Raw genomic sequence first — 26,542 nt, forward strand, 5'->3', positions numbered from 1 at the left:
GTGGGATGTCTGAAAACACGGCGAATCGAATATTCAACACGGTAAACGTCATTCTTATTGTCATTACGATGGTGCTGTGTCTTGCACCATTCATTCATATTATTGCGATCTCGCTCAGCTCAAACCGGGCGATCGGTTCAGGAGAAGTTTCCTTTTTCCCCAAAGAGTTATCCTTTGAGGCGTATACCAAAGTATTTGCAGATGGATCAATGATTCGTTCCCTCATCTATACCATTTGGCTGACCGTCCTGAGTACGGTGCTAAGCATGGTGATGACCATTGCAGCAGCTTATCCACTGGCGAAGAGCAATCTGAAAGGGCGCAAGTGGTTCATGCTTGTCATTGTGGTGACGATGTTCTTCAGTGGCGGCATTATCCCCGAGTACATTCTGATCAAAAATCTACATCTACTTGATAGCACATGGGGACTTATTCTGCCTGGATTGATTAGTCCGTTTTATATGATTATCCTCATTACCTTCTTCAGAGGGATTCCCGAAAGTCTGGAAGAAGCAGCAGGCATTGATGGAAGCAGCCACTTTGGAACACTTATGCGCATTATTTTGCCACTATCCCTTCCGGTTATGGCAACACTGAGCCTATTCTACGCGGTAGGGCGGTGGAATGGTTTCCAGGATGCACTCATGTATATTACGAAGCCTGAACTATACCCTTTGCAATTGAAATTGTATCAGATGATTCAGCAAAACCAGATTACAGAATTGATGCAGAACGAAGGCATTGGTGCTGTTCAAGTCCTGCCTGAGAGTTTGAAAGCAGCCAGCGTTATATTCTCAACGTTACCGATTCTGCTTGTATATCCATGGTTGCAGCGGTACTTTATCAGTGGCGTAATGGTAGGTGCTGTAAAAGGTTAATAGAGGTTGTTCAAAAAGTTCACTTTTGATTACGAATGATGCCTAGTGGCATCATCAGCATCGAATATGAAATTTAGCCGAAATAGGTTGATGCTTACGAAGTATGTTTCCTTCAGAAACATTGTAGTTGCTCACGTAGTTGTCCTACGCTCCGCAACTCCATTTCTAGCTTAATTCCATCTTCTTGGTACTGAAAACTGATCTTTTTGAACACGCACCTATAGTCTCGGGAGGGCGCATGACATGACACAACGAATGGTAGAAAAGATGTCGAAAGAGCAGCAGTATCTTGTAAATCAATCCATGACGATGATGGATAGCTTCTATGATAAGGAACTGGATCTGCTTCGGAGTTTCGAAGAAGAGGATTCATCGCAGCACAGCACACGAGCCAGTGCGCATTATGCGCTCGGGTTGTTGATTCGAAATGAGCCTGGTGATGTGGAACGCGCGATACGGGTGTTCCACAAGGTGCTCAATTTTCAATATGACGCTCCAGATGAGATCTATCACGGAACCTTCGCGACCCGGCCCAATGATGTGTATCCACCAGCGGGTCACTATGCTTGGAAATCTTTTGCGCCAGGCACGGCCTATTTCCTGGAACGCACCTTTGAGAAGGTGTCTGCGCAGTTTATCCATAAACTACAGGAAGAGGGTTCTCTGCTCACAGAGGCCGCAGATCCCAAACAACTGAAGCAATTGTTTCATTCGGCAGTGAATCAGGTTCTGCCACCGGTCTGGATCAGTTATGATCCCAACTGGCGCGAGTTTATCGCTTGTGTCTGTGTGGTCGTAACTGCTGAATTCGCCGAACTTATGCCGGAGACCCTCATGAATCGGATGGACCATGCGATGGAACTGGCTGTTCAAGGGTCAGTAGAACGAAGATTATCCGACGTAATTCCAATGAATACGAATATTGAGTTGATGCACATTTTCATCACCCACTACTATGGTCACCGCTTGAACCGGATAGAATGGATTCGGCATTCGGATGAACAGGCGGAGGGATTGATGAAGGAGTTTGAACAATACAACGGTACATTCGCCGAGTTCAATACGACAACCTATTACGGAGTCGATCTCTCCGTGCTTGGCATGTATCGAAAGTATGGACTCACGGAACGTTTGATTGAAATTGGACACCGAATTGAACATGGGCTGTGGAATAACATTGCACTTTATTACAATGCCAACCTGGAGAATCTCTCCGGCCCATTCTCTCGGGCGTACGACATGGAGATGCGAGAACATAGTTCAATCGGTGTATTTATCTATCTTTTGCTTGGTGAAGGGTATGAATATCTGGCAGGCATCAACTGTGAGTCAGGCCATGATCCATTGATTGCGCTCCTTGGGGTAGATGTGCCCGCGGAAGCCGTGCCGTATTTCAAGGCTCATCAAGAAGATCGGCTTGTGCAGAAACAGTTCATGGAACTGTGTGAGCGTAATGATCCAACGTCCAATCGGAATTTGTGTACGGCCAAAGCCTGGATCGGAGAGGATCGGATGATCGGGGCCATGTCGGGGAGTGTGAATACGAACGGACAGATGCATCCCGCTACGATCCACTGGCAGACAGAGACGGGTGAGCGTTATTATCTTCGCTTGATCCGCCGTGAGGTAGGCGAGGGTTGGAACAGTCATCTGCGCGGAGTGACGTTTGACGCGGATCTCACGCCAGATTCGTTAACCATTGATGTGGAACTGGATACGGTGGAAGAGATCGATGTTTATTTTGAAATCAGAGGGCCATCCCTTCGTCAGGAGGATATTACAACAGCGTTATGGCAGTTCCCAGGACTTACGTGTACCGTGAAGGCTGAAGCACCTGAACCATCCGTGTTAACTTACGTGAATCATGCGGAGATCGTCTATCGTTATGTGCCTGGGATGACTGCAAACAAGATGAGATTTGAATTGACTCTCCGTGAAGACAACGGTATGAGGAATAAATAGGTATATAAGATGAACTGAACATTTACACGAGAACGAAGAGTGGAGAACCGATCTGAAGAAGCGGAGCGTTCGCCTGAAAGCTTTCTGCAAGAAAGCTGCATCGGAAGCATAAGCTATCACCGGATTTTTCCCTTTGGAGAAGGGGATCAAAAAAATCTGGGGATAACAGCGATCGGAAGATGGTACTGCAATTGGAGTGATCTAGTGTAAAGTTTATTCGTTCAACTTATATAGATAGAGATAAATGGAATATGAATGGGCGATAGAATGAGAGACAGGAGGACCAATCATGTATACGGACAAGCAGGAATATTCGTTTTCAACATGTTGGAATATCAAACGTCATACGACCGGACAAGGCATGATTGAAGAGATCAAGTCTCTTGGGTTCAGACAGGTGGAATTGAATTACAACGTTACGGAAGAGATGCTGCAGACGATAGAACCGATGATTGAACGGGGAGAGATCGGTGTATCCAGTGTGCATAATACATTTCCACATGTGGCTGATCCAGATTACGGGACGGATTCCGTCCTGCTCGGGTTCGATGATGAACCACGCCGCAAACGGGCGATTGAGCTGTTACTTCGCTCAGCCGAGTACGCACATCGTTATGGGGCCAAGGCTGTCGTTGTACATCCCGGTGAGGTTCCGTTTGAATATAATATAGATGAAGCGTTGAAAAAGATATACCACTATCAAGGACCGGATTCATCGGCATATCAATCTTTATGGCAAGAGATGCTGGAGAAGCGGGAAGATGGCAGCGCACATTACCTGAGCCTTATTCAGGAGAGTCTGGAAGAGGTATGTAACTTGTCGGAGCAGCGGGGATACGGGGTGAATTTCGGTATTGAGACCCGTTCACGCTGTTATCAGATGCCGACTTTGAACGAAGCGGGAACGATTATTGGACAAATGAAGGGCGCGCCGCTTGGTCTCTGGTACGATATTGGTCACGGCATGATGATGGATCGAATGGGGCTGTACGATAATGTACGTCAGGCTAACGCGTTGATTGATCACGTGGTTGGCGTGCATATTCATGAAACCGTAGGGTTATCAGATCATTGGTGTCCATACATCCATAGTAAAGACATGACATTTTTTGATTCGTTTTTGGATATTATCGACCGTTCTCCGGTGAAAGTATATGAGCTGAAAGCCGCGTGCACACCGGAAGAGATTGATGAGAGTCATGGAATAATCACGGCTCGTATTGCTGAACGTCAGCGCGGATAGGGAGCACACGCATCAAGCATGAATGCACCTTATAGGAAAGTAAACCAACAGATAGAGCAGTCCAGAACAAACCTCAAGTTGCATTACAGGGTGTTCTGCCGCTCTTTTGTTGTTCTCGTAAAATGTTCCATGCTTTAGCGTTTCTCAGGGAGTGTTACGTCACCGAGAATCCCTGCCTGATAGCCTTTGACTACAGCACCAATTCTGGACTTAACACCAAATTTCTGTGTAATAGAGGTTATATGATACTCCACTGTACGTTGACTGATCGCCAGATCCTGTGCAATTTCCTTATTGGTCATCTCCAGTGCAATGCGGTTAAGTACTTCCCGTTCAGTTGCTGTGAGAGACTCCTCCAGATTAGGGGATAACATGGTCTCTGGAATAAGAACATGTCCCAACATACTTTGGTGAATGGCGTTGATAATCTGTCCATACGTTGCTTGTTTCGACAAGTAGGCATGGACGCCCAGATCATAAGCTTTTAACTGGAATTCGTGATAGTTGTATCCGGATAACAATATAATTTTGACGGATAACCCGTATTGATCTTTCAATCTTCTCACAACCTCGAACCCGTCAAGCTGGGGCATGCGGATATCCATCACAACAACATCTGGTCGCAACGCCTCTACTTCGGATAAAAAAAGTAATGGATCGCTGAATGTTTTCAGTACCTGTATGCCGGGTTCGCGGTTTAAGCGGTTGTTGAGACCTTCCATGACCAGGGGGTGATCATCAAGTAGTACGACTGTGATTGGCTCGTTCATTGTTCAGTTGCTCCTTTGGTTAAAGGCAAACGGATGTTGATTGAGGTTCCTTTGCCAAGACTGGAATGTATGGTGAATTCTCCACCGAGATGCTGAATGCTGCTTTGTATGGATATCAAACCGAAGTGCCCTGTTGCAGTATCAAATGTGGTATGAACATTAAACCCCAAGCCGTCATCCTCTACTTGTAGAATCAAGTCAGTATCCCTTGTATGTACCTGAATGGAGCAAAACGACGCCTGTGCATGCTTCATCACATTCATAATGAGTTCGCGGACCGTCCGAAAGACGTTGGACTTCAGAGGTTCGTGCTTCAACTCTTCAGAGAGGGCGTTGTAGTTTAGTTCCATTCTGATGCCACTTTGCATTTGAAGTGTACGGATGAGCCATTGCAACGCTTCCTCAAGATCACTTCGATCCATAATATGAGGGTAGAGATCATCACACAATTGGCGTATATCTCTCTGGGAAGCATACAGGCACTCCAGCCAAACAGCCGTTTGATCCTTATGTGTCTCTCCGGTATCGTGTAATTCCTCCAAATCACGAGACAGGAAAATCAGGTTTTGAAGCAGTTGATCATGAAGGAAATAAGAGGTTTTCATACGCTCTGCCTGTTGGGCTTCCATCATAATATCATTGAACTGCCGATGGCGGCGTATCTGGTGTTCATGAAGATCTGTCTGGTCTACACGGTATTCGTATCGCTTCTGCAGATCGGATAAGAGTCTGCCATTGACGAGCATTCGAATCGCTTCCAGCCTGCCTTTATCAATGATATCCTGCTCTTCTGCTGAAAAAAGGGTGCGATTTTCTTTGTGACCAATGCCCAGAAATCCTATCGTCTCCGTGGTGGGTTCACCTGACAGCTCCCAAACCTGCGCCAAATCAACTTTCTGTCGTAAAACTTCAATATCCAACGCCTGAATATCGATATTCTGAATGGAAGCAAAAATCCCTGTGCCTTCCTGAGAATATCTGTGTTTATCATCAATCCATATGACAATTACACCTTCAATATCCAGCATCTTGTGGAACATCTCGGCAAACACGTGAATCATGTCCCGCATGTTTTGCTGCTCAGCCATTCGCACAGTCAACCGGAGTTGCTGGTGTTCCAACCAGTCTTTGTTAAGTTTGTTTTTCTTGCGTGAGCGGGTGAGCGTGTACTGATACACCCAAGTGATCAGCAAAAACGAGACAAACAGCAAGCTGATATGAATTAACGAATGCAGGTGAGAAGCAGCCAGAAACAGTAAAAATACGATTAAAGCATATAGTCCATGAATCATCAATCTTGGCATAACCAGTTTGAGGTCAAGCATACTCCGTTGTACAAGTACATAAGTGAACATCCATGATAAAGGCAGAAATCCAATTAATGTGTACTCTACAGGCAATAATGGTTCACCTTGAAGCAGGGTTGGAATAGCAAAACAGATAATGAAGGGAATCAGGCTAAAAATAATTCCTGTTAACATGAGCAAAAGCTGGTTCTGCTCCTTGCGATTGTAGCTTTTACGATTAACCCATGTCATCCAGATTAAGATCAGAAGGGTTGCACAAAGAATAAAGTTGAGCAGATTGGTTGGACCAGACGGTGCAACAGGAGTACTGACGGTAGTAATGCCTTGATTGAACTGAACAACGGTCATTATCCACTGCTTGATGTACAGAAAGGCAAGGCCAGTAGAGTAGGCAACTGCAATACCTCTGCTGATGAATAGTAACCACCGGAAACGATGCAGGTGGGTACGGAACACAAAAGACACATAAAAAGCAGTTAGACAGTAAGGTAACCATGCGGCACATAAGGCCAGAATATAATTGGATAAAGGCAACTGGGATGTGTATATCGTCAGTATACATATGGCCATGGACAGGTTAAGGAGGTAGAACAGGCGCATCACTCGTGAACCCGGTTGGCTAAACAAGGCATAAGTTCCGGTCAACAATAGCAATAATTCTACTATGGATGAGAAGCCGATGTTGAACCATTCACGTGGTCCAGGCTTCATTGTATGTTGGGATGCCTGACCATGAGAATTCTCAACGCCGATGGTGTAGGCTTCAGTCACTAAGAATACACCTTTTTGATGGAGTAAGCGGACTCCTCCTTCGGGTTCCAGCGAGATAACGGTGTCACCTGATCTAATCCCGGATGTATAAGCTAAACCTTGCGGATCTACATCATGTACTGCCCAAGAATTGGAGGCATTTGGTGTCAACGAAAGTCCGATATAAGGATTCATAAATGAAGAGATATGAATATACGTGGCTGTCAGTATAAAACACAACATCGTTACAAACCACACGAAATTAAATTTAGTTTTCATGAATCTATGTAATGAGAGTCCTAGTCGCATGGTAAAATCATCCGTTCTTATAAAATGCATCATTGGTAAAATGAAGTGGAAAAACAAGCCATGTAGCAATGACATGGCTTGCCGAGCATCACTCTATGTTAATGTAGCAGAGTGCCTAACATTTTGTACATCAAAACTGATGATTCCTGCCTGAGCATAGGCTGCTTCGATCTATAATCCACAGCACCGGTGCTGGATACAGATACTTCAGGACCGTAGAGACCTAGAGCAACTACAAACTGGACACCTTCTTCAGCCCAGCGATCCTGTGAACCGATGAGATCGGCAGTTACGGCAGGTGCGCCAAGGAGTTGTTGTGCCGTTCTTGATATGATCACCGCGGCCTCTTGCCTTGTTATGGCTTGCTCGGGATGGAACAATCCACGAGTATTACCTTGTACAATGCCCAGTTCAAGGGCAGTCTGAATGTAGGCGGCATAAGGACTAGATTGGGTATCTTTAAATTTTGGAGATTGAGCTGAAATGGACATCCCGCTTATGCCCACAACCTGTGTTACAAACTCCCCACGACTTACAGGCTTCTCTGGTTCAAATAGGGATTGATCCTGGGGATACAGGCCAATCTGTGTTAAGCGATAGATGTACGGAGCATAGGGATGGTCTTCTGGCACATCTTCATAAGGCCTGGCTTCTGGCAATTTCTCGGACCAGCTATCTGACTTGTTGTAATAGAAATACGTGATTTCACCTGACTGATTTTTTTTGAAACCAGCAAGCTTTCCGTCCTCATCCATGAACAGCATGTCCTTAACGGGGGTTAAGGTGTGAGTGCCATAAGCATCTATAACCTGAAGACCTTTCTCTGTTGCTGAAATATCATACAACCATGCGGGCAAGCGGATATCCCGATATAGTCCCTCATAGGTACGAAGTGAAGACTCGGGTACGCTATAATTGACATCTTGGACCTCATTACTCGGATAAAAATGATCCATAAATGCTTGGAAAAGCGCTTCTCGCACATCTGGTCCATCACTGTTGGAGACGATAAATAGTCCAGTCTTCTCGTTAGGTAACAGCCACAGATTGGAGTGGAATCCGTCAAGATCGCCTGCTTTACTCACGACTTTACGTCCATGATTATACTGCGAATAGGTGGATTCGAATCCGTAACCTGTTCCAGGTATATCCGGGTGTATGGAGACATCCAACGTTTGCATCGCTTGGACGGATGACGGTTCTAGTATACGTGCACCCTGGTACGAACCTTGATTGAGCTGCGCAAGCATAAAGTGGGCCATATCCCGTCCAGTTGTAATTAATCCGCCCTCAGGGGAGCTGTCCGGTATATTGGGATATTGCGGAAGCTCTTGTCCTTCAGCGCCATAAGGAGTTGCGAGTTTACTCAGCGTGTCTTTGCTTAGTGTAAAATGGCTATCCGACATATCAAGGGGGTTGAATATATGCTGTTGTACATAAGTCTCAAACGGAAGTTTGGACTGTTTCTGAACAATGTAGCCCAAGAGTGCATAGCCGTAGTTGTCGTAACGGAAAACTTCTCCTGGATTGCGAACAACGGACGGTTTGTTGTCTTGGATGAATTGCTCAAGCGGATAAGAATGATTCAACTCCCTGGGTATAGTTGCTGCATCTGTGAAATCAAACCCGCTGGTGTGGGTCATTAGATGTTCCAATGTTAACGCTGTTCCGGTGTGGTTGGTCAGATTAAGACCATCTGTGTATGCGCTGATATCCTGATTAAGTTTTACGTTACCTTGCTCGGTCAATTGCATAATAGCGGTTGCTGTCAGCGTTTTGGAGATGGAGGCTACACGGAATAGAGTGGAGTCGGCGTCGACGGGGATTTGTTTTTCCACATTGGCATAACCATATCCTTTATTCAAAACGATCTGTTGATCGTGAACAACGGTGACTACCGCACCTTTCAGAGCAGACTTCACTTCAGGTTGGGCGAAGAATTGATTGATGAACGATTCAGTTTCCTGAGGACTTACCTGATGAAGGGGGAGACTGCTTTCAGCTGATACACTGGTCATCGTGGTGAAACTTAGAGATGCAACCAGGAGGATGTTGGCTACGGCACGTTTCCAATTAGGATTTGATTTGTAGCTGTGTTGTTGTTGTCGAGTTGGACATGTTGCTACGTGAGATTTCATGAAATTCTCCTTTGAGTTGAGATATGTTCGTTCTCTTTCATTTAAGTACATCTATAATCTATCAGTTTGAATGTAATGGCGATTCCGTAGTACGCACTTATTATGGCAGGACTTCCGCAAACCTTTTTGCGTGATCCCGCAATTGTGGAGGATGAAGAGTGAGTTTTGAATAATCTTGAATATATGAAAAGAGGTATTTGTCATGATGACCCAACGGGGGTCTCGACAAATACCTCTTTTTGTTTTGTCTTCTTATTTTCCATGCAAAGCGACATCGTGCAAAGGAATTGGGAAGTAGATTTTATAAAACTACGCGTACATCCGTCGTTCAAGTTCAGCATAGGCAATCGCAGGATCATCACTGGAATTGTCAATATAAGCGACGGATGAAGCAGGGAGGGGCCAGGCTATTTCTTTACGGACGAGAGAAGCTGTGAAGGCATCCCAGTTAGCTAACTTCCATTCATCTAGGGGGGATTGTCTCGCTGTGATCCGTTTGTGATACAACGCTTCATTCTCAAGATAAATATAGGCAACCCGCACATCCGTATCTTTCAGAGAACGTCCAATATGTGCGAGTTCCTGCTCGATCCAGTCAGGGGTAACGATTTCTTTGGTAAATGGCCCCACAACGATCGTATCGATACCCAACTGAACGTTATCCAGAGCGGCGTCCATCGTAATGCGGTACCCAAGATCACGGCACAACCTTTTGTATTCAGGTGAATCTCGGTCGGATGGATCAAGTCCCTGAAGGGTCATGATCGCCTCAGCCGCGGGACGAAGCAGAATATCCATATCGAAGAAAGCAGCTTTATGTTTACGGGAAAGGGCTTTGGCTAGTGTGGTCTTGCCACTTCCGGCCCCACCGAGAAAGAAAATTAGTTTGCTCATGAATGTAATGCCTCCTTTAATTAGATTCAAAAAATAGGATATGTAAATGAAAAATACACAAATATATAGATTCGTCATTAGAAAATGAAAGGACTTGTTTATTTTAACATAAATAAAGAAGCTTGTTGGCTAGACAGAAAAGGAAGGATAAGGTAATATCATACCTAGTTGTTCTATGCATAGGTTTCCGATGTATGTGAAAAGAAGAGATTTAAAAATGTATTTTTCGAAATCTAAAAACTCTTGCTAAATGAATTGAAAAGGAAGGAGTGAGCGCGTTGCAGGTTAACAAACAAATGATTAAAGGCAGTACCGAAACATTGATTCTGACCCTGCTTCAGGAACGACCGTTGTACGGATATGAATTAATCAAGGAACTACATCGTCAATCCGAGGGTGTGTTTAATCTGAAAGAGGGCACGTTATATCCCATTTTGCATGCTATGGAGATTGAAGGTTGGGTAGAGTCGTACTGGATGGAGGTTGAAGGTCGTAAACGGAAATATTATTCGATTCGTGACAAGGGCATGGAGGCCTTACAAAGTAAAAAAGCAGAATGGAATATGTTCCGTAGAGCTGTGGATCGGGTGCTTGGGGAAGGAGGCCTGACATGACAAATCGACATAAGCGAATTCAGCATTATCTTGATCACATGTGTGTTCAGGTTAAAGCTCGCGAAGTACATAACGACCTGCGTGATGAGTTGGGAAACCACATGGAAGAGATGATTTTGGATAAAAAACAAGAAGGTTATACAGAGGAAGAAGCAATTGCATATGCCATTGAACAGATGGGTGATCCCGCTGTCGTAGGCAAGAGTATGCACCGATTGCATCGCCATCGTATGCATTGGGGCATAGTGTCTGGAATCATTGTCTTGGCTACAATCAGTCTGATACTGATGTGGATTTTTACGACTAATACGACACAAGCAAGATATCAATATTTATACAGCTATCATGTGAAAAACACCGTTGTTGGATTAATGATGATGTCTTTCTTTATTTTCTTTGATTACCGCAAATGGAAAAAAGCTGCCTGGTGGATTTATATTTTGTTCAATGCCCTGTTGTGGATCAATCCGATGCTATCTTCAGCCTACAATGGTGTAGACAGGTACTTGTCATTACCATTCGGCTTTGTACTTGATGTAACCACGGTTTCAATGTGGATATTGCCTCTCGCCATAGGTGCAATTATGCTGGATAAACTTCGAACAAGTTGTAGTATACAGTCAATACTAAGTTACATTGCAATGGTGGCATTACCGGCAGTGCTCTTGTTTCAAATATCGGATTGGGTTCGCATGTTATTGTTTGGTATCGTATCTGTAATTTTATTTGGCTGGATTACACGTAAATGGTTGTATATGATCATCGCTGCAATAACTACTGGAAGTCTGTCACTAATATTGTTGCTTTTCATGGATGAATACAGACGTTTGGATAGATTCTCTGTCGTGTTCAACCTTCAGGATGACCCCAATGGAAATGGTTTTATGTATAATTCGATTATGGATATCGTGCGAACAGCCGGATGGTGGGGCAATGGACTAGATACACGGTTTGACCTGATCAAAAGTAATTATTTCGATTTTCCCGGTGTAATGCTTATTGATGTGTTTGGTTGGTCTGCAGGCATACTCTTGTTGGTAGGTATTTTCTGGTTTGTAAGTAGTATGGTGAAAATACTCCCTCGTATTCGGGATGATTATGGTCGCATGATCATCTTGAGTGTCACTACGATATTGTCTTTGCAGATGATTTATTCTCTTGTAGTAATTACTGGTAAGGTTCCAATCATCAGCATTGCTTTTCCTTTCATTGGATATGGCACTCATCTGATCTTTGAATATGCCATGATTGGATTACTTCTTGGGGTATACCGCCGTAAGGATACTATTTCGAAGAAAAATGAAAAAATACGGCAGAAGGTGGACGCCGACCTACTGACCAATTCATAGGCATCCAAAATCATTACCGCATCTTGAAATGAAAGTATTATTATGCTCGTTTAACGAGCATTCACGGAAACCAGATATGACGCAGGTTTACCCAGCCCTGGCTGTTGAAAGATAGACCACGCACGGAAGGCAGATAAGCGGTTTCTACCGGTTTTTCGGATAAATGGAACAGTAAATTCTGACCAACCAAAAATTGCTCAATTCGATCTAATTCACAAGTTCGATCCGCAGCGATGGGAGAGGCGACGATGGTTTGTAAGATCTCATGGATCGTTATACGAGCAGAATCTTCCAGATGCTCAGATAACGTAGAGTAGAGATCATACCTTCGCAGTTCTTCGTCCCTGTCCCGAATGAGAGAGAAGAGAATCAGATCAGATTCCAGCCGCAGGTTTCCTTTGAACTGCTCCATCGTAGCAGTACGGACGGTACACGAGAAACCGCACTGCTCCAGTATGGACGCCAGATTTTTAGCATCCCTGCGATATTGTGGAATGGTTGCAATGTGCAAGGAGATGGGACTGGAGGATACGGAACTTATCGATATATCGCTAAATCCCTCCAAGTGGACCTGGACTTTCTTGGTATTCACCGCACTAAAATCAGTCTCCACGACTTCAGAGTCACCTGCATGTCCGTCATCTCTATACATTCCAGCAAGGCATGACTGAAGGTGTGCTCTTACTTCCGGATCGTTTAACGGTCCGGTTTTGTGCGTATTACATGTGAGTAATTTATGAACCATCACACCTGCACTAATCTGTGTCCAGTCTGCACCCTCAGACGAAGACGGATTATGAACAAGATGAAAGAACGGAGTTTCGATATCTTGGCTATCGTCCATTTTTGCCGAGGCACTCCACGGAATTTGCAGGATATCTACCCGGTCCATATGTGCTCTACCTTGAAAATACGATGAAAAGGCTTCAAGTCTGCACAAGTGATCATCCCAGGCGGTGACCTTGAACGGTCCCGTCCCAACAGGTTTTTGCATCCCATGTACATCACCCGAATGCTTCATCTTATGTTCGTTTGTTCCTGGTGAGGGTACAATCGCTGCACGACTTGTTGTCAGGAAGGACAAAAACAATTCATGAGGATCTTTAAGCTGGAAACACACGGTTAAGGAATCGACTGCTTCAATAGATAGAATCTGTTTACTTACATCACGGTACAGTGTCCGGCGATCTGTAGATTGCAGCCGTTCAAACGTATGCACTATATCATGGGCCGTCAACAACTGACCATCGTGAAATGTAATACCTTTTCGCAAATAAAAGATCCAGGTCTTTCGGTCTGCACTGACATCCCAGGTATGAGCGAGACAGGGAAGAATCTCTCCCTTTTCGCCCCGCTGGACCAACCCATCAAAGACATGGCTGGTAACAAAGGATTCAGCTAATAGATTAATGTACAGCGGATCAAGCGCATGAAGCTGTTGGCGCAGGGGCAACCGAAGCGTATCAATCTGCTCATTATTAGTGCCGGCTTCCGTATGATGTCCTGAATATCCAAGCAACCACTGGTTTAGATGATCCTGCATGATTGTTGAACTGGAGAATGCGCTCACCTGCTCGGCAGCTTCCTGCAACTCCCGGCGATTCATGGCCTGCATCATATATTCTGCGGCGATTTGATCAGCCGGAACAAGCAAAGTCAGTGAAGAGCGCCGACCCCGGCCACGCTGGGAAACCCAACGAATCCAGTCATGTGCAACCATCTTTTTGACAATCGTTAACGTATTGCGGTGTGTACAATTTAGCAACTCAGCGAGATCGGCGAGTGTAAGTTCATGTTCTGTATGGTGACCGTAATGACGATGTAACAGCAGATATTGCTGATGTAATTTCAAGTGTTGATTCCCTCCTGGAGGTGAACTCTGACGTATTCCTCTAAAATAAGAAGTTTTGTCGATTTTAATTTCTATTTATATTCCTATTTTATCATCTAGAATATAGCATAGAAAGGTTAATGGAGGTTTTTCCCATGATTGATAAAATAATGGCTTCACCGCAACGCGCTCTAATCACGCTACTGTCTGCATGGATGTTGGCGATCATTCACCAGTATTTATTCTATGGTAATGAGATTGGCGTATCGTATCCTATCTTTGTAATTCTCTTTTATGTGTTCATGTATCTGTTTGCAAGGGATCGCATGAGGTCTTTCAAGTTCATTGATGCTTTTGTAGCGGCTGTAGTGCTATTGTTGTCGCTAACGTTTCTGTTATACGACAATGAACTGCTGTATGTTCTTAATTTTCTGGTCATACCTGGCGTAGTTATCTTACATATGACGTATCTGATGGGCAGAAAACAGAAGCAGTGGTGGGAGATTGGCTTGATTGGTACGGCTATTGACCACTTGCTACCTCAAGCCATACGTCATTGGGGGACTGTTGCTGCTATTGCTGTGAGAGCAGGCGGGCGTGGCATGGGCAAATCCCAGAAAACAGTTGTTTTCAAAGTACTCATTGGTCTTGTGGCGTCCTTGCCTATCCTCATTGTAGTCGTTGCATTACTGTCCTCTGCTGACGGGGTCTTTGATCAGTATTTAGCCGGTTTTCCGGAGTGGCTGAATCAATTGGCTTTTACTCCAGGGATACCAAGAATCATCTGGATTGTCATCGCAGGTGTATTGCTGTTCGGTTATGTATGGGGATTTGTACAGCCAATGCAATATGAGGCAGAGAAGAGAGCGAATGCACATTGGAAAAATGGAGCAGCATCCACGGTTGATAAGCGTGATCACACCTATATATTCTCTCCTGTGGACCCGGCCACTGAAGGTAAGGTTACCAATAAGATTACACCCGAGCCCGAACGCACTCCGGTTCAGCGGGAACCATTCAGATTGGACCCCATCATTGTGGGGACGATGTTGATTGTCATTAACTGTGTGTACGTTTTGTTTGTACTTGTACAGTTTTCGTATCTGTTTGGTGCAGGAGAGGGGCATCTTCCGGTAGATCTGTCTTACGCAGATTATGCGAGAAGTGGATTCGCAGAGTTAATTCTCGTCACAGGTATTAACTTCTTTATTCTTATTGTTGCTTTGCAGTATACCCGTTCGAGTGGCAAAACGGGTTCCATCGTGCATCAGGTACTTCTCTTGATTCTGGTCAGTTGTTCAGCAATTATGTTGTATTCCGCGTTTATGCGCCTGAATCTGTATGAGCAGGCATATGGATATACGTACATCCGCTTCCTGGTACACGCATTCATGATCTTCCTCGCACTCCTGTTGCTGATTGCTGGCCTTCGTATACGCTACACGTCAATACCGCTGATCCGCTGGTATATTGTGCTAGCGCTCACTGCATATGTTGCTGTCAACTATGTGGGCATGGATAAACGGATTGCCGAGCTGAACATAGAACGTTATCATCAGACTGGCAATATTGATGCAACCTATCTGGCAAGTCTGTCGGCAGATGCAGTTCCGTTACTTCGAGAGTTTGCTCAGGAGGAGTATCCGGATCTCAAGAGGGAAATGCTGGAACGTCAAGCCTACCTGGACGTGGATGCATCAGATCGTTCATGGCCTTCTTATAACGTGGCAAGACACCGAGCTGAGCTAGAAATGTCCAAATTGAGAACGGAATAGCTGAATAGTAGTTGTTTTCACGTACGGATTTATGCAAAAGCAATATGTAAGTGTTATAATATAAAAACTAACCTATAAAGGGGGTGAATCCCTTGTTTGAACTGCAGGAGTTATTACCATATTTATTCTCGATTGGACTCATCTTCACCGTCAGTTATGCCTATATTGCCCATCTTCATTGTGGCATGACAGAGTACTGGATGGAAGGTGGCGCCGGTGGTGGACTTGAACCTGTACTTCCCGCCCTGTGTTTGGACAGACAGCACAGACAGGAAGACTGGAGCCGCATGATTAGACGAAGAGAAGCGCCCGATGAAGATGAACCAGATTGTCATTCCTCGTTGAACGATTGGTCAACAAATCAACGAGGAGGATATATATGGAACATAAGACCAACAAGGGATTCACTTTTACTTCGGGCAAGGGACGGATCTATGGCCTGATTGCCATTTTGTTTGCAGTCATGCTGCTTGCCGGATGCAGCAACAACGTGTCGGAGATTACTTCATCGACACCGGGATTTTTTAATCACTACATTGTATTTCCACTGTCGTATCTGATTCAGCATATTGCCACGATATTTAACGGAAGCTACGGGGTCGCGATTATCGTGATTACGCTGGTCATTCGTTTAGCATTGTTGCCCTTGATGATGCGTCAAGCCAAGTCCCAGCAGGGAACACGAGTCATCATGAACGTCATGAAACCCGAGATGGATGCGCTCAAGAAAAAATATGAAGGCAAAAATGATCCTGCTGATAAGCAAAAGCTGTCTCAGGAAACGATGGAGCTATACAAGAAACATAAGTTTAATCCGTTGAACATTGGTTGCTTGCCGATGCTCATTCAGTTGCCTATACTTTCAGGTATTTACACAGCCATCCGACTTACACCGGAGTTGTCCTCCCACTCGTTCTTGTGGTTCAAACTGGGAGCGCCGGACTACGTACTCGCTGTGGTGGTTGCGGTCATATATCTGATTCAAGCTAAGGTATCACAAGCCAACATGGCGCCTGAGCAGCGAAAACAGTTCGCCATCATGGGATATCTCTCCCCATTGATGATGGCATTCTTTTCTCTTACAGCTCCGGCAGCAATGCCGCTCTACTGGACCGTTGGGGGTTCGTTCCTGGTACTACAGACATTATTGTTCCGTAAAATGTACCCGGTGGAACACCCACAGGAACCTGTGGTTGTGGAAGTAAGTAAGAAAAAGAATAAAAAATCCAGCTCCGCCAAACCTTCTCGGAAACCTGCAAAGTCTTAATAAATTTGGTCGCAGGTGACAAGAGAAACATGGTGACTACGTAATCTTGTTAAATACAAAAAACATAATGAAGAAGCCTGATCCATATGGATCAGGCTTCTTTTTATACTCTCAGGTGTTCCTTTTTAGTTTTTTACGAAAGCGGATGGAAAGCATAACGTCCACTGCCTGTTCCCCAATATCACTTAATGATATATACTTACCTGATCAAATGTGATATTGATAATCAATATCAATTATTAAGTGATGTATACATTGGAAAAAGTGAAACGAGGAGTGCGGGTAGATGCAAGAGGAAGAAGCAAGACAGGGATTTACACCAGAGATGATTGATATGATGGCCAGTATCTGGACACGTTCGATCATTACATTAATAGATGTACGCTTTCAGAATGTAGCGTCCCAATACCCGTTGGAGCAATATAAAATACCTAGTAGCATGTTTATCTATGCATATGGGGGAGAAGCGCAAATCCAACTGAATGAAACCACATTTGCAATGGAACGCTTCGGTTTAGTTCACGGCGGGAAGGGGAGCCTGCTCAGTATTACACCTAAAGAGGAAATGGTGAAGACATTTATGGTGTTTTACAGAGCAGAATCACCTCTCTTTTTCAAGAAACATCTGCAACAATTACTGGAGCAAGTGAATCCATTTGTTCAACAGTTTGGTTATACGCCAAGTAATCCTATCTTGCTACGCGATTGGTTCCAACGGATGATGAATGGCTGGAAACGTGGCAAGGCGATGGATCAGCTACAGGCCAAAAGTTTTTTATATCAATTGATTCATGAGGTGTACAGGGATTTGGAGGGTGGTGAGATTCGGTATCTCCAGCCAGATCCAGCCTGTTCTGCCAAGGTATATCTCGATAAACATTACAGGGAGCCGATTATGTTCCAACAAATTGCCGATATGTTTGGGATCAGTGGTGGACAATTGACGCGGTTGTTCAAAAAAAGGGAAGGGATGAACTTACAGGAGTATCTCATTCAGAGAAGGATTGAAGCAGCCTGTCATGATTTGAAACATACAGAAGCGACGGTTAAAGAAATCGCAACGGGAGCTGGTTTCACAGATGAGAAAAACCTGTTCCGCATGTTTAAGAAGCATTACAAGATGACACCAAGTGATTATCGGAAAATAAACGCACTATCCATGCAGGTTGATGGTATTGATAATGATTCTCATCTCCCTTACGATGAGAGGGAACTAGCGAGTCTAGTCAAGACTTATAGAGATGGGGAATCAATGATGTTTGGAACATTAAGAAGTAAAGAAATGATTTTGGCGGCGGCGATAAGCATGATGCTCTTATTGACGGCATGTACGTCGGGGACGCCAGCGAATAATGGGGGAACGGCAAATACAACACCTGCTCAGACACAGCAGGCGACACAACAGGAAGGTTCGGAGACAAAAGCTTCAGAAGCAGTCTCGCAGACCAGAACGATATCCACAGTTAAGGGTGATGTTGAGGTACCTAATAACCCTCAGCGAGTTGTAGTTGATTATTTGGTTGGTGATGTCGTAGCCCTAGGTGTAACTCCTTTAGGTGTGGCTAGAGCTGCACGGGGGGAGACAGAGCCTGTTTATGCTAACCAGATTACAGACTCCATAAAAGTAGCCATGGAGCCGGAAGATATCATGACGCTTGAGCCTGATCTTATCATTTTGGCATGGAGCGATGAGTCGTATGATGATTTATCCAAAATTGCCCCGACCATTTATGTTCCCTATGGTGATATGACTACAGAAGAGCGGATACAATTTATTAGCGATGTTTTGAACAAACAGGAAGAGGCTAAGGATGTTTTGAATGCTTATTCCGGAAAAATCGAAGAAGCAAAGCTAGCCTTTCAGAATGCGGGCCTATCCGATGTAACGATTACGGTTGGAGAATTCAGTGATAAAAGTAACTACATAGCTGGAGCCAAGCATGCCGTTGGCGAGCTTGTTTACGATGAACTTCAATTGCAGGCACCTTCAAAAGTCCAAACGGATATTATCGATGCAGATAAATATTGGGGCGATGTCTCCATGGAAGTATTACCCGCTTACTCTGGGGATTATATGATCTTCTTAGGAGATGGAAACGTTGCTTCTGATAATGCAGTGTGGAATGCCATACCTGCTGTGCAACATGATCGGATCGTAAAGGTAGATTCTTCGCTATCTTGGTCCACCGACGTAATGACTTCCAGTGCATTGATTGATTATATTGTTAGTCAATTGCTGGCATTAGCTAAATAAGAGTTAAAACGAAATTTTAATTGAGCACTCCAAATTTTCAAACATGACCAGTCGAATTTATGGACGTTACTATCCATATTCGTTTGGATTGTCAATAGGTGATGAAAGGGAAACGAGATGAAAAGCAAGCCTGAACAAAAACGCCGTGGGGCGATGAACTTCACCATGTACATGGTAGTAGGGCTTGGATTAACGGTTCTCATGTCGGCGGCATCAATTATGTTTGGTGCTGCTGATATGAGGTTAGCAACGGTATGGGAGGCTATTTTCCGATTTGATCCAATGCTCACTGAACATCAAATTATTCAAACCATGCGTCTTCCGCGTACTGTAGCTGATCTGATCGTTGGGTGCAGCCTTGCGGTATGTGGCGCTATCATGCAGGGGACAACGCGTAATCCGCTGGCCGACTCCGGGCTGATGGGGATTAGCTCTGGCGCAGCATTTGCAATTGCACTATGCCTGGCCTTTCTGCCGGGTTATTCGTATTGGCAGATGATGATGTTCGCTTGTCTGGGAGCAGCGATCGCCACCGGTATGACTTACTTTACCGCGTCATTGGGCAATCGCGGAATGACGCCTCAGCGACTTGTACTGGCAGGTCTGTCTATTTCAATGTTGTTTGGCGCACTCAGTCAGTACTTGGCGATCAATTATAACCTGGGCCGAGCATTGACATTCTGGACAGCAGGTAGTACAGCGGGGGTCAAATGGGGAGAATTGCTGATTATCTCACCGCTCTTTGTTGGTGGTATACTGCTGGCACTGGCGCTGTCCCCTTCCGTTACATTGCTCAGTTTGGGAGATGATGTGGCAAGTGGACTCGGCATTCGTAGCGGACTGGTCAAGATTTTGTCGACAATTATTGTACTTGTGCTGACTGGATTGGCTGTTGTTGTGGTTGGCCCGGTTGGTTTTGTGGGTCTGATTACCCCGCATATTGTGCGATATATGGTAGGTGTCGACTATCGATACATTATTCCGGCAGCGGCTTTATATGGTGCGTTGCTGACCGTATCGGCCGATTTGGCTGGACGTTTGATCAATAAACCGTTCGAAACACCGATTGCCATTATATTTTCTATCATTGGTGTGCCGTATTTTCTCTTCTTGGCTCGAAGACAAAGGAGGGAATATGAATGATCAAGCGGCGTTATACGATGAAACGAGGCATTATCATCAATGTAGTGCTTATGGTGCTCATCCTTGTGTTTGCGATCATTAGCATGAATTCTGGCAAGATGAATCTTTCACCGCTAGAAGTGCTGAACGTTCTCGTGGGAAACGGTACCGATAAGCAAAATCTGATTGTGTTTGATTTTCGTTTGCCTCGAATTGTCCTTTCGATTTTGGTAGGTCTGGGAATGGGAGCGGCCGGGGTCGTGATGCAGAGTTTGCTGCGTAATGACATGGCTAGTCCGGGAACTCTGGGAATTAGTTCGGGATCGGGTTTGTTTGTCCTGTTCTTTGTTGTATTCATTGCATCCACAGGCAAGAGTTCCTTTATTGCTCTGCCTCTGTTGGCTTTTGTTGGCGGACTATTGGCAGCGGGGTTGATCTTCTTATTATCGTATCGCCGCGGACGAGACATCTCACCAATCGGTTTGATCTTGACCGGGGTAGCGCTAGGAAGCGGGTACGGGGCGCTGACAACCTTCTTGACACTCAAGCTGGATGATTCGCAGATGAACTTCATGTTGTATTGGCTGGCGGGGAGCCTATGGGGCGATGATTGGGGTTATATTTCCATACTGACACCATGGGTCTTGATCTTACTCGGCTATATTTTTTACAAGGCTCGCATACTGAATGCCCTCCATTTGGGCAATCAGACAGCACAGGGGCTTGGTGTTTCCGTGAAGCGACAGTTCTTGGGGTTGTCAATCGCTGCTGTTGCTTTATCCTCTGGCAGTGTAGCTGTGGGAGGAAGCTTCTTTTTCGTTGGATTGATCGCTCCGCATATGGCCAGAAAACTGGTCGGTCCCGATCACAAATTGCTCATTCCGGCTGCCAGCTTAGCCGGGGGACTAGTCGTGGTGTTGGCTGACACGATTACGCGCACGGTTAGCCTCGTAGGAGATGTGCCGACAGGAATCGTAATTACAGTCATTAGTGTTCCATATTTTCTTTATTTACTAGCAAAATCCAAATAACACATAAATGATATGGTCTGAATTTTTTTGTGGAAAACGGCTTCGCAGGACTGCGCGTTGCATTTTAAGCAGAGTGCAAGATAACAAAAGTTCAAACAACGAAGTTACCCTGTGTTACCGCTATGCTTCTTAATTAATAGCATATAGAAAAAGATGCCATTACGAAGATATCGTATTGGCATCTTTTGATTTTTTCTAATTATTTGATAGTCAAGTGGATTACTGGAAAATTACATCAGGATTTATATGGCAGGCTCATCCGATAGCTGGAAACGGGAAACGAAATACCAGATGAGCTCGCGACGGGAGGATACCTTGGTTTTGGCGAAAATGGATTTCAAATGATCCTGAACGGTGTAGACAGAAATATGCATCGCAGCAGCAATTTCCTTGGACGAATAACTGCGGAGCACATATCCGAGAAGTTCCCGCTCTCGACTGGATAATCCATGGCTTTCAGCGAGCAAGGGCAGTAAATCCTGTGGCATCGCCTGCTCCAAACGGATAGCAATCTGATCCGGCCCTGTAAGCTGTTGCATGAGACTGGCATGAAGTATGAGGTAACGCCCATCCGGAAGTTGGATACAAACTTTGGAGGGTGGGTCGGTTGCAATCTGAGTACCCACGACCAGTTCTGCCCGATTCTTGCGCTGCAAGTGGGAACTCACTGCACGTACCGGACGGGGCAACACATCCGGCCCTACATGTTCCAGCATACGTAATTGGGACAGCCAATATTGAGCGGAGGCGTTCAGGGATAAGAGCTGGAACGTGTCTGAGGTGATCAAAATTCCGGGTTCCTCGGGACTTTCACTCGTGATCTCATCGATCAGTGTCAGGCTCGTGGACCGCAGCATCGATGCAATAGAAGCGGTCCAGGACTGAATCATCATCCGCTCCTCTTCTGTAAAGACAGCACTTTCTGTCTTACGATATAGGGTCAGATATCCCCAGCAAGCGTCTCCACTGACCAATACAGCACGTAGTTCATCACCAAACCCCGCTGGCTGAAGAATGTTGATATAACGTGGGCTTTGTTCAAGCTGTGAGTTCATGGACGTATGAAGTGTAGCTGTATGCTCACCGCTGCGAATTAATTCAGCGTATTTATGTATATCTTCTTCCATGTATTCATTGATGAATAACCGATCATGAATGGCCTCAATGCCATCTTCTGTCACGGCTCCTGTGGAGAGAAGAGTCATAGGATCAACGGTAGTGAAACAGTATGCATCGTAAGGTATAACAGTATGGATCTGCTTGAGAACAGCTTCCCGATAGGTATGTGAGGTCCAGGTTCCTTTTTCAAGAGAAGTGATAAGTCTGTGGTTCCGATCAATACGTGATGTCAACAAGATTACTCCTCTCTCTGTGCGCATATCCCAATGTTCTGGGATTGTAGGCTCGCCGTATCCTTCTATAATGAAATTAGACGAACAACGAGTCAAGTCTAACTTCAATTCAAGAGGAGTGCGGTGTCTATGAATCACAATCCATCACCAATGAGCTGGGAAACAGCAGATGTTCATCGTTACGAACAATCGATAGCCCTGAAAATTCCGGGTTATTCTCATATGCATGATCTAATGGAACGGCTGCTTTCAGCATCTTTTGCAAATAACAACGATATTCATATCCTTGTTGCCGGAGCAGGAGGGGGAAAAGAGATTGCTCTGCTCGGATCACGTCATGCCGGTTGGACATTGACTGGAGTAGATCCTTCACAGCCGATGCTGCAACTTGCTGAGAAACGAGTCGCGGAAGCAGGCATCGGTTCCAGAGTGAAGTTGCAATCTGTCACGGTTGAAGAATTGCCGGAGGATATTGTATATGATGGGGCGACAAGCATGCTCATGTTACAATTCCTTCAGGGGATGGGGGCCAAAAGAACGTTTCTGACCAGCCTCGCAGCGAGACTTAAACCGGGTGCACCACTGATCATTGCGGCTGTAAATGCCGATCTTCGTTCACCTGCACATCCAATCATGATGCAAGCTTGGAAGGATCACATGTTGAGTGTGGGCGTCCTTCCAGAAGAGTGGGAGCGCTTTGCTGCTTCCCTGGGCCGTGAATCCGATCCAATATCCTCTGAAGAGATGACTCAGCTACTGACCGAATGCGGTTTCTCACATATTACACGTTACTTCGGGGCGTTCTGGGTGGAGGGGTATTATGCAATTCGAAACTAGCATGAAGCCTATGAAAGATCAGATCTGGGTGGTTGGTGGTTATGGTCAAGTGGGGCAGATGATATGTACTCAACTGGGGAAATTGTTCCCGGGTAAAGTATGGGCTGCGGGTACACGCATGAACCGTGCGGAAGAGTTCAGCAGGTCTACAGGTGGTGCTGTGCTACCGCTTCAACTGGATGTAACAAAACCTGTGGAGCCTTCCATGTTACGGCCTGTGAAGCTGGTCATCATGTGTGTGGACCAGAGCGATACCCGGTTTGTTGAAGCCTGCGCAAAAGCCGGAACCGATTATATTGATATTTCTGCAAAATATGATTTTCTCGCTCAGGTTGAACAGCTGCACACCAAAATGCAACGTTCCAAATCGACCGCGATCCTCAGCGTTGGATTATCACCTGGAGTGACTAATTTGCTTGTGCGCGAAGCGACCATGCATATGGATCAGGTGGAGGAAGCAGACATTACCGTCATGCTGGGACTTGGAGAGAAGCACGGAAAAGCTGCCGTGGAGTGGACCGTTGATCAGATGAATGCCACTTACCAAGTGATGCAAAAGGGCAAGCCTGCTGAGGTACAAAGTTTCGGAGATGGCAAAAGGATTGATTTTGGAGCAAAACTTGGGCAGCGGAAGGCCTATCGATTTAACTTTTCGGATCAGCATGTGGTTGCTCGGACGTTACGTATTCCAACCGTATCTACCAGACTCTGTCTGGACTCCCGCTGGATCACAAGATCTATGGCAATCTCCAAACGTGCAGGGTTGTTTTCGTTACTGCGTATCCCGTCTATTCGGAATGGAACGGTTAAGGCATTTGGCCTTATTCCTGGGGGAGAACCGATGTATGCAGTCAAGGTCGATGCCGTAGGATGGGAAAATGGTGAGCAAATCCGCGTCGAACAACTACTGGTCGGTGCAAAGGAAGCCGATGCAACAGCAGCTGTAGCTGCAGCCGTGGCAGAACGTGTGTATAAAACAGAGTTGCCACATGGTGTGTTTCATATTGAACAGTGTCTCTCTTTGCAAGACATTCAGGATGCACTTCATACGCCACTAAAGGTGACGACCAAGATCACCTAGTTTCATGTTCTTTTGCTGAGAACCTCCGATCTGCTATGATGGAACAATAATCATGGCATGAATGGAGGGAGATCATGAACTGCGTTGCTGTATTACCTTATTACAAAGTACAGAGAGAAGTGACGGGTCTCGCCCAAGAGATTGAGATGAATGCCCGCTCCATGATTCTGTATTCAGATAAAATCGTGACCAAATACCGCGAGTTCAACATCACGGAAGTGTTTGATATGTCATTTCGCCGTATGGGTGATGAAGGTGGATTTTTCTATTTGCACACAAGCACAGGAGTATATCCATATATGGTCGAAATCGACCCGAAACCGTTTATACAACATTTCAGAAAGATGACGATCCAAAAATTAAAATGACTTGACCTTGCCGTTACGTGAAGGCTTACCCTCGGATATGGCAAGAACCATAACCAATTCAGAGGAGCCGTGAATGTAATGAGTATACTGATTCAGCAAGCTACGATCCTAACGATGAAAGATGCCGATGCCCCCTTTACGGGGGATATTCGTGTTGAGGGTGATCGCATTACTCATATTGCTGATCACATTGTGCCTCACCCCCAAGATGAGATTATCGATGGACGCAATAAGGTTGCCATGCCAGGACTGATTAATGCCCACCAACATACACCGATGAGTCTGCTCCGGGGATTCTCGGATGATCTGAAGCTGATGGACTGGCTCGAACGCAAAATGCTGCCTGCTGAAGCACGGATGAACCCGGAAGACATCTATTGGGGTGCCAAGTTATCCATCGCCGAGATGATCCGTTCGGGTACCACTGCGTTTGCGGATATGTACATTCATATGAATGAGATTGCAGAAGCGGTTAAGCAAACGGGTATGCGGGCATCGCTTACACGTGGGATGGTATTCATGGAGGATGATGGGGGACGCAGGTTGCAGGAAGCGATCGATCTTGTGCAACGCTGGTCTGGAGCGGCCGATGGGCGGATTACAACCATGTATGGACCCCACTCACCCTACACTTGTCCCATGGAGCCACTACGTGAAGTCATTGCTCTGGCTGTCAAGGAGGATATCCCGCTACATATTCATCTGGCTGAGACAAAGGAAGAAGTTGTGAAGATTCGTGAGCGCTATGGCTTGACTCCGACGGAGTATTTGGAAGAGGCGGGTATGTTCGAACAGGCACATGTGTTGCTTGCGCATGGTGTACACCTCAATCGCAGGGACATCGGCAGATTGAAGGGCATGCGCGGCGGTGTAGCACACAATCCAGTCAGCAATCTGAAGCTGGGCTGTGGAATTGCTCCAATTACCGAGATGTTGGCTCAGGGAATTAACGTTGGAATCGGAACGGATGGAGCGGGAAGTGCCACAACCGTGGATATGTTCGAGGAGATCAAAGCCGCGACCTGGCTGCAAAAGCTGGATTATGGCGACCCAACTCGCTTGCCAGCCAAGGACGTACTAAGCATGGCTACACGCGGAAGTGCTAGTCTACTTGGTCTACAGGATGAAGTGGGGATGCTTGAGGTGGGGTGCAAAGCTGATCTGATCCTGATCGATCTGGCGAAACCACATCTTCAACCGGTACATGAGGTAGAATCGTTACTGGCTTACAGCGTAAATGGGGCGGACGTGGACACCACGATTGTGAATGGTCAGATCCTCATGAGAGGCAGAAAGCTGCTCACGATCGATGAGGATGAACTTTACCGTGAGGTGAAGGTTAGAGCCAAACGGATTGTTGAGGGAATTTAATTTTAGGTGAATATGATCCGAACTGGAAAATGATTTGTG

21 protein-coding genes are annotated in these 26,542 nt (G+C 45.5%); 15 read left to right on the forward strand and 6 right to left on the reverse strand.

Going from position 1 to position 26,542, the window contains the following annotated elements:
* Window positions 1–5: 5 nt before the first annotated feature.
* The 3 genes from NST38_RS13235 (at window position 6) to NST38_RS13245 (ending at window position 4,083) form a co-directional block, all read left to right on the forward strand.
* Window positions 6–878 carry a carbohydrate ABC transporter permease gene (locus NST38_RS13235; RefSeq protein WP_047842693.1) on the forward strand — a complete coding sequence of 291 codons (873 nt, stop codon included), beginning with the start codon at window positions 6–8 and terminating at the stop codon, window positions 876–878.
* Between the two features lie 243 nt (window positions 879–1,121).
* Window positions 1,122–2,840, forward strand: a complete 1,719-nt coding sequence (locus NST38_RS13240; protein ID WP_101313956.1) for a hypothetical protein — start codon at window positions 1,122–1,124, stop codon at window positions 2,838–2,840.
* Between the two features lie 289 nt (window positions 2,841–3,129).
* A complete protein-coding gene (locus NST38_RS13245) occupies window positions 3,130–4,083 on the forward strand; it encodes a sugar phosphate isomerase/epimerase family protein (protein ID WP_101313957.1) in 954 nt (317 codons plus the stop codon).
* 134 nt (window positions 4,084–4,217) lie between these two features.
* Here the strand turns inward: NST38_RS13245 and NST38_RS13250 are convergent, their stop codons facing one another.
* The 4 genes from NST38_RS13250 to NST38_RS13265 form a co-directional block, all read right to left on the reverse strand.
* The gene (locus NST38_RS13250; RefSeq protein WP_341343978.1) at window positions 4,218–4,853 is read right to left on the reverse strand and encodes a response regulator transcription factor; all 636 of its coding nucleotides are present in this window, start codon (window positions 4,851–4,853) and stop codon (window positions 4,218–4,220) included.
* Window positions 4,850–7,189, reverse strand: a complete 2,340-nt coding sequence (locus NST38_RS13255; protein ID WP_180361769.1) for a sensor histidine kinase — start codon at window positions 7,187–7,189, stop codon at window positions 4,850–4,852. The genes NST38_RS13250 and NST38_RS13255 overlap by 4 nt, the downstream gene beginning before the upstream one ends.
* Window positions 7,190–7,317: 128 nt before the next feature.
* Window positions 7,318–9,357, reverse strand: coding sequence for a serine hydrolase (locus tag NST38_RS13260; protein WP_180361770.1), 2,040 nt, complete (start codon window positions 9,355–9,357; stop codon window positions 7,318–7,320).
* Window positions 9,358–9,666: 309 nt separating this feature from the next.
* Window positions 9,667–10,251: an AAA family ATPase gene (locus NST38_RS13265; protein ID WP_101313961.1), complete on the reverse strand. Its 585-nt coding sequence runs from the start codon at window positions 10,249–10,251 to the stop codon at window positions 9,667–9,669.
* 278 nt (window positions 10,252–10,529) lie between these two features.
* Here NST38_RS13265 and NST38_RS13270 point away from each other — a divergent pair, with 278 nt between their 5' ends.
* Together NST38_RS13270 and NST38_RS13275 are read left to right on the forward strand one after the other, a co-directional pair.
* Window positions 10,530–10,865, forward strand: coding sequence for a PadR family transcriptional regulator (locus tag NST38_RS13270; RefSeq protein WP_074094807.1), 336 nt, complete (start codon window positions 10,530–10,532; stop codon window positions 10,863–10,865).
* Window positions 10,862–12,214: an FtsW/RodA/SpoVE family cell cycle protein gene (locus NST38_RS13275; protein WP_076249548.1), complete on the forward strand. Its 1,353-nt coding sequence runs from the start codon at window positions 10,862–10,864 to the stop codon at window positions 12,212–12,214. The genes NST38_RS13270 and NST38_RS13275 overlap by 4 nt, the downstream gene beginning before the upstream one ends.
* Window positions 12,215–12,275: 61 nt before the next feature.
* Here NST38_RS13275 and NST38_RS13280 read toward each other — a convergent pair whose 3' ends face one another.
* On the reverse strand, window positions 12,276–14,066 hold the full coding sequence (locus tag NST38_RS13280; protein WP_076249547.1) for an ABC transporter substrate-binding protein: 1,791 nt from the start codon (window positions 14,064–14,066) through the stop codon (window positions 12,276–12,278).
* A gap of 134 nt (window positions 14,067–14,200) precedes the next feature.
* On the opposite strand from NST38_RS13280, the gene NST38_RS13285 reads away from it, so the two are divergent.
* From NST38_RS13285 to NST38_RS13310, 6 genes are all read left to right on the forward strand, one after another.
* The gene (locus NST38_RS13285) at window positions 14,201–15,820 is read left to right on the forward strand and encodes a DUF4153 domain-containing protein (protein ID WP_076249546.1); all 1,620 of its coding nucleotides are present in this window, start codon (window positions 14,201–14,203) and stop codon (window positions 15,818–15,820) included.
* Window positions 15,821–15,912: 92 nt separating this feature from the next.
* Entirely contained in the window at window positions 15,913–16,263 is a 351-nt protein-coding gene (locus tag NST38_RS13290) for a hypothetical protein (protein WP_235193801.1), read from the forward strand.
* Window positions 16,200–17,087, forward strand: a complete 888-nt coding sequence (yidC, locus tag NST38_RS13295; protein WP_076249545.1) for a membrane protein insertase YidC — start codon at window positions 16,200–16,202, stop codon at window positions 17,085–17,087. Before NST38_RS13290 ends, yidC begins: the two co-directional genes overlap by 64 nt.
* 286 nt (window positions 17,088–17,373) lie before the next feature.
* A complete protein-coding gene (locus NST38_RS13300) occupies window positions 17,374–19,341 on the forward strand; it encodes an AraC family transcriptional regulator (RefSeq protein ID WP_076249544.1) in 1,968 nt (655 codons plus the stop codon).
* Between the two features lie 117 nt (window positions 19,342–19,458).
* Entirely contained in the window at window positions 19,459–20,484 is a 1,026-nt protein-coding gene (locus NST38_RS13305; RefSeq protein ID WP_076249543.1) for a FecCD family ABC transporter permease, read from the forward strand.
* Window positions 20,481–21,494 (forward strand): FecCD family ABC transporter permease, encoded by a 1,014-nt coding sequence (locus NST38_RS13310; RefSeq protein ID WP_076249542.1) that lies wholly within the window; start codon window positions 20,481–20,483, stop codon window positions 21,492–21,494. Before NST38_RS13305 ends, NST38_RS13310 begins: the two co-directional genes overlap by 4 nt.
* A gap of 242 nt (window positions 21,495–21,736) precedes the next feature.
* Here NST38_RS13310 and NST38_RS13315 read toward each other — a convergent pair whose 3' ends face one another.
* A complete protein-coding gene (locus NST38_RS13315) occupies window positions 21,737–22,846 on the reverse strand; it encodes a helix-turn-helix transcriptional regulator (RefSeq protein WP_341343979.1) in 1,110 nt (369 codons plus the stop codon).
* A 129-nt stretch (window positions 22,847–22,975) separates the two neighbouring features.
* Here NST38_RS13315 and NST38_RS13320 point away from each other — a divergent pair, with 129 nt between their 5' ends.
* The 4 genes from NST38_RS13320 to NST38_RS13335 all read left to right on the forward strand — a co-directional run bounded on the left by NST38_RS13320 (window position 22,976) and on the right by NST38_RS13335 (window position 26,503).
* Complete coding sequence (locus tag NST38_RS13320) at window positions 22,976–23,683, forward strand: class I SAM-dependent methyltransferase (RefSeq protein ID WP_341343980.1); 708 nt, start codon at window positions 22,976–22,978, stop codon at window positions 23,681–23,683.
* A 1-nt stretch (window position 23,684) separates the two neighbouring features.
* Window positions 23,685–24,764, forward strand: coding sequence for a saccharopine dehydrogenase family protein (locus NST38_RS13325; protein ID WP_341343981.1), 1,080 nt, complete (start codon window positions 23,685–23,687; stop codon window positions 24,762–24,764).
* A gap of 74 nt (window positions 24,765–24,838) precedes the next feature.
* Window positions 24,839–25,132: a hypothetical protein gene (locus tag NST38_RS13330; RefSeq protein ID WP_036608638.1), complete on the forward strand. Its 294-nt coding sequence runs from the start codon at window positions 24,839–24,841 to the stop codon at window positions 25,130–25,132.
* A 78-nt stretch (window positions 25,133–25,210) separates the two neighbouring features.
* The gene (locus NST38_RS13335; RefSeq protein WP_076318086.1) at window positions 25,211–26,503 is read left to right on the forward strand and encodes an amidohydrolase; all 1,293 of its coding nucleotides are present in this window, start codon (window positions 25,211–25,213) and stop codon (window positions 26,501–26,503) included.
* Window positions 26,504–26,542 lie beyond the last annotated feature (39 nt).

Source organism: Paenibacillus sp. FSL H8-0104 (assembly GCF_038050215.1).
Classification (GTDB): Bacteria; Bacillota; Bacilli; order Paenibacillales; family Paenibacillaceae; genus Paenibacillus; species Paenibacillus amylolyticus.